Here is a 12,610-nt window from a genome sequence, read left to right as displayed (position 1 = left end):
ATTTGAAAATACTCGATCGATACATACTGGTCACCTATATACGCACATTCTTAAGCGTATTTTTTATCCTGATGTTCATATTTATCCTCCAGACCATCTGGTTGTATATCTCTGAACTGGCTGGAAAGGGACTGGACATGGTCGTGGTACTGAAATTTTTGATGTACTTCTCCCCTAAGTTGATACCACTGGTATTGCCGTTAACGATCTTGGTTTCCTCCCTCATGGTCTTTGGAAACTTTGCAGAGAAGTATGAATTCGCGGCTATGAAGTCTACAGGGATCTCCTTGCAACGCGCCATGCGCAGCTTGACCTTGTTTATTGTCACCATCAGTTTGACCGCTTTTTGGTTCGCTAACAGCGTCATTCCTTGGGCGGAATACAAATCCTTGAATCTTAGGCGCAATATCGCGCAGAAAAAGCCGGCCATGGTCATTGCAGAAGGGCAATTCAGTTCTATTGGTGACGAGCTCAACATCAAGGTTGAAGAAAAGTCCGGAGATCGGGACCAGTATCTGGATCAGGTGATCATACACAAGAAAAAACCAAAAATTGCCGGGAACTACACCGTGATGGTCGCAGAACGTGGTGAACTTATTGGTTCGGAAGATTCCAACCTGCTTTCACTCAAGCTGGACAACGTCTATTACTATGACGAGGTCCAAGTTCGGGATGTGAAAAAGAAAAAGCGAAAACCCTTTGTCAAGAGTTATCTGGACACCTATACCATAAACATCGATCTGAGTGAGATCAACAACATCGATCTGGAAGCAGAAGGAGAACTCAGCAATCACGGTATGTATCCAATCTCTGAGCTGATCCCTGCCATCGATACCCTCTCCGACAATTTCTCGACAGACATCAAGACCTTTGCCAATACCATGTATCTGCGTTCTGGGGTTGCGAGTATTGGAGAGAATTATTCGCCTAAAGAACCTAAAGATTCCGTCTACAATCCTTTGGATGCCTTTCAGCCAACTGATCAGAAAAAAATCATACAAATAGCGCAGAGCAGCATCAGCGGAACCCTACAGACCTTAGAGGCTAAAAAGGATGAGTTCTTTTTAAAGCGCAAGAACATCATCAAACACGAGATTGCCCTGCATGAGAAATACGTCTTTGCTATTGCTTGTATCATACTCTTCTTTATTGGTGCACCCCTAGGCGCAATCATTAGAAAAGGTGGATTCGGTCTGCCCATGGTAATTGCAATTCTACTCTTTTTGACCTATCACTTTATTGGGATCTTTGCCAAGAACAGCGCAGAAGACGGTTCTTTAAACGCTGTCCTTGCGACTTGGCTTTCTAGTTTGATCCTCCTTCCCTTAGGTATCTGGATCACTTATAGAGCCACTACAGACCAAAACGTCTTTGATTTTGACAGTTTCTTTGGAAGATTTAGACGCAAGCGTCAATTGGCACCGGTAATGGCCAATCAGGTTGCCTTGTCCCAAGAGCAGAAAGATGAGTTGTACGCCTTAGATAACGACGGGCTTATCCAAGTGGTCAAGTATCACCGAAAATTCGGTTATAGCAGTACGTATCGCAATCAGGCCCTACTCTACTTGGAACAACGAGGCATCTCTGAATTAGAACTGCGTATGCAAGGCAATTTTGAAGATCATATCTACAATGAGAGCATGCTGGCCTATGGCGAGTATAAAAAATACTCCAAGCAAACACTTTATTTCTACTTGATCAATCTGGCTATTGTATTCGCTTGGCTGATCAGCAGTGTATACAGAGCCGGAGAATCCTCTTGGTTGGTTGAAAAAGCCTTGCCCATTATTGCCTATGTGAGTTTTGGGTTTATTTATATCAAACTGATTCAAACCTTGATATGGCACAATAAGATATACAAAGCCATGAAAAAGAAAACTCCTATTGAAGTTTTTGTGGCGTACATTCTCTTCGGGATTCCGTTTTTCTACTTCTTTAGACGCACTTTCAACAAACGCATTGAAGCAGACATAAAACAACTATAAAGACCGTATCTTTGCATAAATTTTGAATTCATGGAGACGGCTCAATCGCAAATCACACTCAATACTATAGAAGAAGCCATTGCAGACATTCGCGCTGGCAAGGTGGTCATTGTTGTGGATGATGAGAACAGAGAGAATGAAGGGGATTTTATCGCTGCTGCGGAATCTGTAACCCCAGAGATGATCAATTTTATGGCCACTCACGGTCGCGGATTGATCTGCGCTCCGCTTACAGAAGAGCGTTGTCAAGAACTGGAACTCAATATGATGGTAGAGAACAATACGGTTCTACACCATACCCAGTTTACAGTTTCTGTGGATTTGATTGGTCACGGATGTACTACAGGTATTTCTGTACACGATCGATCTAAAACCATCAAAGCTTTGGTAGATAAAACTACCAAGCCACACGATCTAGGCCGCCCAGGACACATTTTCCCATTGCGCGCAAAAGAAGGCGGCGTACTGCGCAGAACAGGGCATACAGAAGCCGCTATTGACCTAGCGCGTCTTGCCGGAATGGAGCCAGCTGGGATCTTGGTAGAAATTCTCAATGAAGACGGAACCATGGCCCGTTTACCGCAGTTGGTAGACGTAGCCAAGAAATTCGACCTAAAATTGATCTCTATTGAGGATTTGGTTGCTTACCGCATGCAGCACGACTCTTTGATCGATAAGATGGAAGATTTTCAGATCGCTACGAATTTTGGAAGCTACCGTTTGCGCGCTTACAAGCAAACAACCAATGATCAGGTCCATCTTGCGCTAACCAAAGGCGATTGGACTGCAGACGAGCCGGTAGCCGTGCGCATCAATTCTACTTTGGTCAATAACGATATCCTAGGAACCTTGACCAACAATGCAGACAAGAAGCTGGACGATATGTTCAAAGCTGTCGAGAAAGAAGGTAAAGGTGCTGTGGTGTTTATCAATCAGCAATCGCAATCCTTGAATTTACTCAAGCGTCTAAGTGCGTTAAAAGAGCAACAAGCGGGTGACGAAGTAGTTAAAGCGCCGCGTATTGCTATGGATAACAAAGATTTCGGTATTGGCGCTCAGATTCTGCATGATCTTGGCATTGCTAAGATCCGTTTGATTTCCAACAACCAACAGACCAAACGTGTTGGAATGATCGGTTACGGTCTGGAGATCACAGATTATATCAACTACTAAAGGTTAGATAGCACTTCACGCATGGTCGCGGCACGCTCGCGAACCTGGTCCTCTGTCCACGACAATTTCACCAAACAGGACAGGTTTCTACCCATCCAATGATCACTCTTGGAGAAATCTCTTTGTTCTAAGGACAACAGCTCTTTTTTAATGGCTTCGGATAATGGCCCTGCGCCCGTCGCATTCTTGAGATGCGCCCAGCCGCGGATATAATGCCAATTGTTGTTGTACCAATAGAAACAAGCATCAATACCGGCTTCTCCCAAGGCCTTTTGCGCCTTTGCCGCTTGTTGCTCGGTTTCCATAAAGAAGTTGATGAAAGAATGGTTTCCCTCAGCACCTTCCGGAATTCTGCGTGGCGTGACATTTGGCAGATCTTTTAAGGCCTCAGCAATGATGCTAAAGTTTCTCTTTTGAATAGCTAGAATTTCATCAAACTGACTGAGCTGCCCCAAGCCTACCGCTGCTTGTAACTCACTGATGCGGTAGTTATACCCTAAAAACGGATGCCCCTCTGCTCCACGATCGTTTCCAATATGGTCGTGGCCGTGGTCTTGGTAGTGATCTGCGCGTTTGGCGAAGTCCGCATTATTAGTGATAACTCCTCCACCTTCTCCACAGGTAATGGTCTTAACAAAATCAAAAGAAAAACATCCCAGGTCTCCATAAGCCCCTAAAGCAGTGCCTTGGTAGGTTCCTCCAATGGCCTGGCAAGCATCTTCCAATAACAAGAGATCGTGTTTATCACAAATGGCCTTAAGTGGAGCCAGATCGGCCATGGCCCCACACATATGCACGGGCATGACGCATTTGGTCTTTTCTGTGATCGCAGCTTCTACAGCCTTGGGATCTAAACAAAGCGTGTCGTCTATATCTACCAAAACAGGAACTGCCCCTATAGCGATAATAGACTCAAAACTCGCTACAAAAGTAAAGGTAGGCATGATCACTTCATCCCCTGCACCAATACCAGCAGCCGCTAAGGCCACTGTCAAGGCCGCGGTACCACTGCTGACCAATTGGCAATGGTCTACACCCATTCGATCTGCAAAGGCAGTCTCAAATTCTTTGGCCTTCCAAATACCATCGCGCAGGCCATCAAAGCCATAACGCATCAAAATACCAGTGTTTAAAACGTCTTGTACGTGTTGGCGTTCTGCAGCGCCAAAAAGTTCAAATCCGGGCATGAGCTATATCTTTTTAGCAAATATAGTATTTGCACGGTGCCCTCAGACGGGCAATTGTAGAAAGTTATTCAATGTTGATAATCACGCTATCGCTGCCACGTCTGACCTTTTTAAGATCGGCCATAAAATCATCTTCAGCACGGTAACCTACAGGCAAAACCAAAACGGAATGCAAGCCCTTAGATTCCAGCTCCAAGAGTTCATCATAGGCTTGAGGATCAAAGCCTTCCATTGGGCAAGAATCAATCTGTTCAACCGCGCAGACTGTAAGCAGGTTTCCTAGAGCGATGTACGCTTGCTTGTCCATCCATTGGGCGATCTCCTGCTCGGTCTTGTCAGCAAAACTATCCAACAAATACTTCTCAAAAGGATCCAAGATCTCTCGAGGCGTGTTGCGGATTTCCTCCACGCGCTTAAAGTGATCCTTAATGTAATCACTATCTAATGTGCGTTCGCGACAGATCACCAAAAGATGAGAAGCATCACTCACTTGCTGTTGGTTCCAACTGTGGGCAACCAATTGCTTTTTGAGATCGGCATTGCTGATCACCACCATTTTCAAGGCCTGCAAACCGTAAGAGGTCGCTGTGAGATTGAAGGACTCACAAAGGGTCTCTATTTGCTGAGCGTTGAGTTTTTTATTCGGATCGAATTTTTTGGTGGCATAACGCCAATGGAGATTTTGTACAACTGCTGATTTCATAATGCAAAGATACGACCCTTGCCGCTGCACAGAAACTGACTTTCTATAAGATTCTCAAATAGTCAAAAAAGTCGTGTCAATGACTAAGAAGTAAAAAACCAGAGCTTGGTAGCCATTGCCAAGACCATAATGACTAAAAAGATCTTGACCAACTTATCGCCTTTGTCAACCGCCCAGCGACTAGCGATCCAAGCGCCACTTGCGCTTCCAATAGACATGACCAGGCCGTAACTCCATTTGATATCTCCAGCCAGTGCAAAGGTTAAAAGAGCACCAATGTTGAAAATGAAGACTACAAAGACCTTGACCGCATTGGACTTGACCAAACTCAATCGGTTCACCATTGATAAAACTAAAAGGATCAAAAAGCCGGTTCCCGCCTGAATGAATCCGCCGTAAATACCTATGACAAAGAAGAACAGCATACTGACCCACAAATGTTTGCCGCTTAGGCGTTCCACGACTTCCTTTACCCCGCGTTTGCGCTGACTCACCAAATAAACCACCACCGCAATCATGACAAAAGCCAAGATCTTGTTGAAAAGTGCCTCGGGCAGATCAATGGCAATTCGCGCTCCAATGATCGCTCCTAGCGTTGCGGGAATGGCTAAATAAATGCTGAACGGAAAGGTATTGACCCCCTTGGAATAGAAACCTGCAGAACTCGATAAGGTCTGTAAAAGGATACTGATGCGATTGGTCCCGTTAGCCACAGCAGCTGGTAGTCCCATAAAGATCAAAACAGGAAGGGTAAGCAAAGAGCCGCCTCCCGCAAAGGTATTGACCACACCCGCTACAAAACCGGCACCCACGAGTAGTAAAAGATTCCAATCGAATTCCATTGCTGACAAAAATAAGGCATTAAAGAAAGCGATCTAAGCTCCTGCGCCTGGGAAGCTTAATAATTTTTAACATCATCTACATTAAAATCATTTATGATATTCATAAAAAGGCATTATATTTACCTCTATGAGGAAGTCCTTATTCTTGTTTGTGATCTCTGGGGTATTGAGTTTATCGATACTCGCCCCCTCTGTTTGTACCTTGCTGGAAATCAGCGTAGAGACCTCTTTGGTTCAAGAAACCGATGACGAATCTAAAAAGGAGAAGACAGAGAAGGAATTGGAGGAAAAACAATGGGACACCCCTCGTGAGAATAATGCACTTCTCGGCTTTACGCAGCTCAGCCAAAATAATTTTGGCACCTACATCTCGGGCTACACTTTACCGGCTAAAGAAGTGAGTTCCCCACCTCCAGAAGGCATGACCCGCCTCTAGGTCTTATTTCATTTTATTTCAACCGCCCATAGGGCAAAAATTGCAAGTCATGCTAAAACACATTAAAAACGACTTGCCTGCAAGTATTGTCGTATTCTTCGTTGCACTTCCACTCTGTTTAGGAATTGCACTGGCCAGTGGAGCTCCTCTCTTCTCTGGATTGATTGCAGGTATCATTGGAGGAATCATTGTAGGATCTTTAAGTGGTTCGAGTATCGGAGTTTCCGGACCAGCCGCTGGATTGGCCGCTATTGTATCGGCCGCTATCATTTCCTTAGAAGGTTTTGAGACCTTCTTGCTCGCTGTTGTATTGGCGGGTGCTATTCAGATTGGCTTTGGATTGCTGCGCTTTGGGATCATTGCCTATTACTTCCCGTCTTCAGTGATCAAAGGGATGTTAACCGGTATCGGTATCATTATTATCTTAAAAGAAATTCCGCACTTCTTTGGTTACGATAAGGACGCCATTGGCGACTTTGCCTACAATCAAATGGACGGACAAACCACTTTCTCTGAATTGGGGAATATGATGGATTACATCAGCCCAGGAGCTACGCTTATTGCGGTGATCGCCTTGGCTATTCTGATTCTGTGGGATCGTGTCCTGACTAAAAAATCCAACATCTTTAAACTTATCCAAGGTCCCTTAGTAGCGGTAGTCTTGGGAATTATCTTTTTCTCTTTTACCCTAGGGACGGATATGGAGATCAGCAAAGAACATTTGGTGCAGATTCCTGTGCCGGAAAGTATTGACTCCTTTTTAGGACAATTCACCTTCCCGAACTGGAGCGCCATAACTAGCTCTGGTATTTGGGTGACTGCATTTACCATTGCCTTAGTAGCTTCCTTGGAGACGCTACTTTGTGTAGAAGCAACGGATAAACTCGATCCAGAAAAACGTGTAACGCCAACCAACAGAGAGCTCTTAGCTCAGGGCGCAGGAAATATGGTATCTGGACTGATTGGTGGATTGCCAATTACTCAGGTGATCGTGCGCAGTTCTACAAACATTCAATCTGGAGGTAAGACCAAGCTTTCTGCTATCATTCACGGGTTTTTCCTGATTCTGGCAGTAATCGCTATTCCTACCCTAATGAATAAAATTCCACTTTCTGTTTTGGCAGCGATTCTTCTTGTAGTAGGATATAAATTAGCCAAGCCTGCCTTGTTTGTAAAGATGTACAAATTAGGCTGGAAGCAGTTTGTACCTTTTGTTGTTACTGTTTTGGGGATTGTATTCTTTGACCTTCTAAAAGGGATTGGTCTTGGTTTAGCGGTAGGGATCGTTGTGATCTTGATCAAGAGTTACCAAAACTCACACTTCTTGAACATTGAAGACAAGAGTAACGGTAAGCGCAAGATCAAAATGACCTTGGCAGAAGAGGTTACCTTTTTCAACAAAGGAGCCATTCTCAAGGAATTAGACGCCTTAGAGGAAAACTCATACTTAGAGTTAGACGTGCGCAACACGCGTTATCTGGACAACGATATCATTGAAATATTAGAGGATTTTCAGGAGAAAGCCAAGAATAGGAACATCACTATCAATTTGATCTCCACTCGCGGTACTGTAGAGAATCCTGAAAGCTATATTGAATTCTTCAAACTAAAACCAACTTCATAAACAGATGAAAGCACATACTAAAGAAACACAGGCGGCCATGACGCCAGCCTCTGCCCTCCAAGCCCTTATTGACGGAAACAAGCGTTTTATGGCAGGAGATATGGTTGCTAGAAACCTGAACGAACAAATTGCCGATACGGCCAACGGGCAGTTCCCTTTTGCAACTGTTTTGCACTGTATCGATTCTCGCGTATCTGCCGAATTACTCTTTGACCAAGGTATCGGTGATGTTTTCAGTATTCGAATTGCTGGAAACTTCGTAAACGATGACATTTTGGGCAGCATGGAATTTGCTTGTAAACTGGCTGGTACCAAATTGATCGTAGTATTGGGACATACCGCGTGTGGAGCCGTAAAAGGCGCCTGCGATCACGCGCGATTAGGAAACCTAACCACATTGATCAACAAGCTAGAACCTGCAGTAGAAGCGGTGACAGAACCTACAGAGCCAGAGAACAGAACTTCTAAGAACATTGACTTTGTCAACGCTGTTGCAAAGAAAAATGTGGAAATGACCATGAAGAACATTCGCAACCGATCTGCGGTTCTAAAAGAGATGGAAGAAGACGGCAGCATTGCTATTGTTGGCGGTATGTATGACATTGCTGATGGAAGCGTGACCTTCTATTAAATCGAATATCATTGAAAAAAAATAGCCCGGCAGTTGACCGGGCTTTTTTTATGCTGTTTGTAATTGTCGTTGCTGATAGATTTCTTCCAAAGCTGATGTGTGCGGCAAAAGGTCTGGGATTCGGTCCAAGCGGCAGAGCTCAGTGATAGCGCACATTAAACCTTTGTAAATGACCTCCACGTCTGCTGGAGACGCAGGTCTTTTGCTTCTGTGATCAAGAGGTAGATCGTAGCCACATCCCTTTAAAAATGCAGCTTCTATGCGCAGGAGTTCGCTAGGCAAATACCCTTGATATCGGCGACCAAGACCTTCGTGCACCTTACCCACATAGTTGAGATCAAGACTCCCGTGTTGATCGGAAAAATGCTTCCACGCGCTCCAACCATTGCAAAGAGTACCTACTGCACAGCGGCAGGAATCTTCAGGATGTAATTGTCCGTTGTAGAATCCTTCATACAGCGCTTGCAGCGCGCGATCAAATCGAGATGGGGTTTGCATAGCCTTGTTTTTCAGTAAAGTTATGACGCAATCGGCAAAAAAACAACGCCTGAATTCTGTTTTTCTGTAAGGAGTGATGCTGCTTTTTGACTACAGAAAAAAATAAGATCATGTACAAACAAATCGTATTTGCACTCCTAATGTTGATGAGTAGCAGCTCTATAATCGCTCAAGACATTAACGCTAAAAAAGGTGTGGCTGTTCACGGCTATGACGTTGTGGCCTATTTTGATGGCGCCGCCCAAGAGGGTTCCAAAGCGCATCAGGTAGAACACGAAGGAACGACTTATCGTTTTGCTTCCGCAACAAATGCAAAGCGTTTTAAAGACGCGCCAGAAGCCTTTTTGCCCGAATACGGAGGTTACTGCGCTTACGCGATCGCTAAGAATGGAAAAAAAGTAGACGTTAACCCAGAAACCTTTGAAATTCGCGATGGGAAGCTGTACTTGTTCTATAACTCTTGGGGAAACAACACCTTGAAAAAGTGGCTGAAAGAACCTGAGGTCTTGCAGAAATTGGCCGATTCTAATTGGAATCCGCAGCACTAAACACGCTTAAGGAGTGAATTCTTCCTCTACAAAATAGAATTTCTTTTTGTTGTTCTGAATCTCTATACGGGCAATGGAGTCAAAGGGAATCTTGATATCGTTACGCTCTGGATTTAAAAAGCTTCTGATTCCGCTCAGGCTATCATTTTTGAGCTCCATGGTATCAAAGTAAAAGACAGATTTACGCCCGTTATATTCAAATATTCGGGCCTCAATAGTCGGGTTGTTTTGCAAAAACTTAGACTTGCCATTTTTATCTTTCACAAAGACATATTCCATATCATAGGCATAAAAATAGACCGGACCTAGGTAAAGGCTATCTGTAGAGTCTAACTGAGTAAAAACTGGGTATTCCAGCATTTGAATTTTAAAACTTTCGGGGCTCACCGTATAGACCTGGCAGCCTACGACTCCTAAGAGAATTCCCGAGAAAAGCAGCAATTTGATGGCTAGTTTTTGCCCCATACACCTGGATTTACACTTCTATTGAATACAAAATATATGCCAACAATAAGGTACGAATAAATTGTTATCCAAAAAACAGCTTTGGGAGGTTTGTAAAAGATTGAAATTGTGTTTGAAAATTACTATCCCGCCTGCTGATTTACAAAGAAGAAGACCAAAATTTTTGTAACTTCAACAGGTATAACTGAACCGATCATTATGAAAATCATCAAACTTCTTTGTCTTTTTTTGGCCTTATTGGCGCTACCTACAAGCCTTGCTGCACAGGACGAATCTGCAGAGGCACAACAGTATGAACCGATATTTACCGACAAGGACAAGAGTTTTTTAAGACTGTGGTACTACGAGCAGGTACTTAAAATGAACTTGGAAGAAGATCAACAGGATGATTACTACACCCTGCTCACCTTTTATACCTATAAAATGACTAAACTCGCTTTGCCCAAATACGGCTATACCGACGCCGAGCAAAAGCAAAAGTTTGATGAGTTAACTGCGCGTTTAAATGCTGATATGAAAGACTTTTTGAGTCCGGAGAACTACAAAATCCACGTGGAGAGTTTTAGCAATATTATGGATAAGGTCTACGCCAAACGCGGCTGGACGGACTAATCGTCAAAACTGATCCGATCTCGAATTCCACCATCTTTTCGGTGGATGATCACATCTGCCTTCTTTTTACGTGCGATGCTTTTGGCACGGTTGATCGCTGTACTTTGCTTCCTGTGTTTGGAAGTAATGCGTTTGTTGCCTTCTCTTCGTACCGCCCAACCGTCCTGATAAGGAACCACATGCTGATGCCAAGTACGCGGACGTGAACTCTTTTGTGTCGCTTCAAAGATCTGAGTGATGATCTCCAACAAGGTTTTTAAGAAGGACTTTTCTTTGGCCATGGGCCGAAGTTAGGAATTTTAATCCATGGAAGCTGAATACTGCCTTAAGCAAAAACCTGCATAACCTCTTGAATGGTCATGTGATCTAGTGGTTTATTGATGTATTTGACCACATTTCTCATCTGGTGTGCTCGATCAATATCATCTGGATTCAGTGAAGTACTCAAAATAACCACAATGGGTTTGTACGATTTGGTTCCTGTCACTCGTTCATAACTCTCCAAAAACTCCCAGCCCGTCATTATTGGCATATTGATATCCAAAAACAACAGATCAACTTCATCTGTTTTTGTTTTTAAATAGTCCAGCCCTTCCACGGGACTGTCAAAAACGACGATCTCATCGGTGACATCATTTCTGGTTAACATCAGTTTGTTAAAGAAATTGGTGTTTTTATCGTCGTCCACTAACATAATTCGTCCTAATCGTTTCATAAGCCTTACTTTAAGATGGTAAAATAAAATGTGGATCCTTTGCCCAATTCTGAGGTGACCCAAATTTTACCTCCATGCAATTCAACTACTTTTTTGGCATGTGATAAGCCAATACCCGTTCCCGGGTAATCGTCGCGGTTATGAAGACGCTTAAATACTTCAAAAATATTTTCAAATTGCGCCTCGGGGATACCAATTCCATTATCACGAATGGAAAAGGTGTAATGTGCTTCGTCCTCGCTGACGTCTATAGTAACCTTTGGTTGGGTGCCAGGCGAGGTGTATTTGATTCCGTTATGGATCAAGTTCTTAAACAAACGCTTTAAATCTATTTTGTAAGCTTGGATAGACAATGGCTTACCTATATAGTCCACACTTGCGTTTGGTTTTTCAATTATATCGTTAAGATCCTTTTTAAGATCTTCTATAAGTGCTGGAATATCAACGTTCTGTCGTTCTTTCACTCTGCCTATACGGGAGTATTCTAACAGGGAGGCAATAAAGTCCTTCATGCGTAGGGCAGAGCCACGAATCACGCTAATGCACTGATTGACCAATTCATCTGAGCTTTCCACCTCTGACTCTAGGAGTCCAGAGAAAGACAGAATTGAATTTAACGGTTCCTGTAGATCATGAGAGGTGATATAGGTAAATTGTTCAAGCTCTTTGTTCTTATTTTCCAATGCGATATTTAAATCGGCGAGTCGCTGCGTCATTTCTCTAGCCGAAGTGTACTCTATAGCCGAAGTCAGGTTGTTATGAGCACCTAGCATTCGGATCGGTTTACCGGTCTCATCCTGTATTGCCATACCTCGGCACCGTATATAAACAATAGAGCCGTCTTTATGGGTATAGCGCACAATCTGATCATAGGGCACCTCTGGATTTGCAAAGTGGCGCTTTAACATTTCACCCGCAACTTTGAGATCATCTTGATTGATGATATCACGCCATGCTGACGCTTTATGCGGCATAGTTGCAGGATCATAGCCCAGCTCTGTCCAAAACTTAGAACTCATCCATTCCTCTTCAGGGTTTTCGAGATCCCAAAACCAAATACCATCCAAAGATCCTTTTTGAATGAAATCAAAAATTCTCGGGTCATTTTTGACTAAATCATAAAGCTCTTCCTTGAGATAATGATCCATATATTACTCTAATCAAAAATTAGTTCATATTCAAAAAAGTAGT

At 43.5% G+C, this 12,610-nt stretch carries 15 protein-coding genes; 7 read left to right on the top strand and 8 right to left on the bottom strand.

From position 1 onward, the window contains the following. Positions 1-2: 2 nt before the first annotated feature. Together POW22_RS08545 and ribB are read left to right on the top strand one after the other, a co-directional pair. Positions 3-1,985 (top strand): LptF/LptG family permease, encoded by a 1,983-nt coding sequence (locus POW22_RS08545; RefSeq protein ID WP_272832230.1) that lies wholly within the window; start codon positions 3-5, stop codon positions 1,983-1,985. A 30-nt stretch (positions 1,986-2,015) separates the two neighbouring features. Next, positions 2,016-3,158 carry a 3,4-dihydroxy-2-butanone-4-phosphate synthase gene (gene ribB, locus POW22_RS08540; protein WP_272832229.1) on the top strand — a complete coding sequence of 381 codons (1,143 nt, stop codon included), beginning with the start codon at positions 2,016-2,018 and terminating at the stop codon, positions 3,156-3,158. On the opposite strand, the gene POW22_RS08535 is transcribed toward ribB, so the two are convergent. From POW22_RS08535 to POW22_RS08525, 3 genes are all read right to left on the bottom strand, one after another. Then, complete coding sequence (locus tag POW22_RS08535; RefSeq protein WP_272832228.1) at positions 3,155-4,345, bottom strand: DegT/DnrJ/EryC1/StrS family aminotransferase; 1,191 nt, start codon at positions 4,343-4,345, stop codon at positions 3,155-3,157. The genes ribB and POW22_RS08535 overlap by 4 nt on opposite strands. 64 nt (positions 4,346-4,409) lie before the next feature. Beyond that, positions 4,410-5,048: an NAD(P)H-dependent oxidoreductase gene (locus POW22_RS08530; RefSeq protein WP_272832227.1), complete on the bottom strand. Its 639-nt coding sequence runs from the start codon at positions 5,046-5,048 to the stop codon at positions 4,410-4,412. An 83-nt stretch (positions 5,049-5,131) separates the two neighbouring features. Then, positions 5,132-5,890, bottom strand: coding sequence for a sulfite exporter TauE/SafE family protein (locus POW22_RS08525; RefSeq protein WP_272832226.1), 759 nt, complete (start codon positions 5,888-5,890; stop codon positions 5,132-5,134). A gap of 127 nt (positions 5,891-6,017) precedes the next feature. Here POW22_RS08525 and POW22_RS08520 point away from each other — a divergent pair, with 127 nt between their 5' ends. The 3 genes from POW22_RS08520 to POW22_RS08510 are packed head-to-tail and all read left to right on the top strand — an operon-like array spanning position 6,018 to position 8,581. Beyond that, positions 6,018-6,326 (top strand): hypothetical protein, encoded by a 309-nt coding sequence (locus tag POW22_RS08520; RefSeq protein ID WP_272832225.1) that lies wholly within the window; start codon positions 6,018-6,020, stop codon positions 6,324-6,326. 49 nt (positions 6,327-6,375) lie between these two features. After that, on the top strand, positions 6,376-7,950 hold the full coding sequence (locus tag POW22_RS08515; protein WP_272832224.1) for a SulP family inorganic anion transporter: 1,575 nt from the start codon (positions 6,376-6,378) through the stop codon (positions 7,948-7,950). 4 nt (positions 7,951-7,954) lie between these two features. Then, positions 7,955-8,581 (top strand): carbonic anhydrase family protein, encoded by a 627-nt coding sequence (locus tag POW22_RS08510; protein WP_272832223.1) that lies wholly within the window; start codon positions 7,955-7,957, stop codon positions 8,579-8,581. A gap of 48 nt (positions 8,582-8,629) precedes the next feature. Here POW22_RS08510 and POW22_RS08505 read toward each other — a convergent pair whose 3' ends face one another. After that, entirely contained in the window at positions 8,630-9,079 is a 450-nt protein-coding gene (locus tag POW22_RS08505; protein WP_272832222.1) for a Na(+)-translocating NADH-quinone reductase subunit F, read from the bottom strand. Between the two features lie 110 nt (positions 9,080-9,189). Between POW22_RS08505 and POW22_RS08500 the strand changes: the two genes are divergently transcribed. Continuing rightward, entirely contained in the window at positions 9,190-9,627 is a 438-nt protein-coding gene (locus POW22_RS08500) for a YHS domain-containing (seleno)protein (RefSeq protein WP_272832221.1), read from the top strand. A 6-nt stretch (positions 9,628-9,633) separates the two neighbouring features. Here the strand turns inward: POW22_RS08500 and POW22_RS08495 are convergent, their stop codons facing one another. Next, complete coding sequence (locus POW22_RS08495; protein WP_272832220.1) at positions 9,634-10,092, bottom strand: hypothetical protein; 459 nt, start codon at positions 10,090-10,092, stop codon at positions 9,634-9,636. Between the two features lie 198 nt (positions 10,093-10,290). Here POW22_RS08495 and POW22_RS08490 point away from each other — a divergent pair, with 198 nt between their 5' ends. Further along, positions 10,291-10,704 carry a hypothetical protein gene (locus tag POW22_RS08490; protein WP_272832219.1) on the top strand — a complete coding sequence of 138 codons (414 nt, stop codon included), beginning with the start codon at positions 10,291-10,293 and terminating at the stop codon, positions 10,702-10,704. Here the strand turns inward: POW22_RS08490 and POW22_RS08485 are convergent. From POW22_RS08485 to POW22_RS08475, 3 genes are read right to left on the bottom strand one after another with little or no spacing between them, the layout of a single operon-like run. After that, complete coding sequence (locus POW22_RS08485) at positions 10,701-10,985, bottom strand: DUF2188 domain-containing protein (RefSeq protein ID WP_272832218.1); 285 nt, start codon at positions 10,983-10,985, stop codon at positions 10,701-10,703. The two genes, POW22_RS08490 and POW22_RS08485, sit on opposite strands and share 4 nt — an antisense overlap. A 44-nt stretch (positions 10,986-11,029) precedes the next feature. Then, positions 11,030-11,419, bottom strand: coding sequence for a response regulator (locus POW22_RS08480; RefSeq protein WP_272832217.1), 390 nt, complete (start codon positions 11,417-11,419; stop codon positions 11,030-11,032). 5 nt (positions 11,420-11,424) lie between these two features. Beyond that, positions 11,425-12,567, bottom strand: a complete 1,143-nt coding sequence (locus tag POW22_RS08475) for a sensor histidine kinase (protein ID WP_272832216.1) — start codon at positions 12,565-12,567, stop codon at positions 11,425-11,427. Positions 12,568-12,610: the final 43 nt, after the last annotated feature.

The sequence above is a fragment of the Gilvibacter sediminis genome, assembly GCF_028561565.1.
Classification (GTDB): Bacteria; Bacteroidota; Bacteroidia; order Flavobacteriales; family Flavobacteriaceae; genus Gilvibacter; species Gilvibacter sediminis.
Note: the sequence above shows the minus strand (reverse complement) of the source record. Positions and strands in the feature narration are given on the sequence as shown.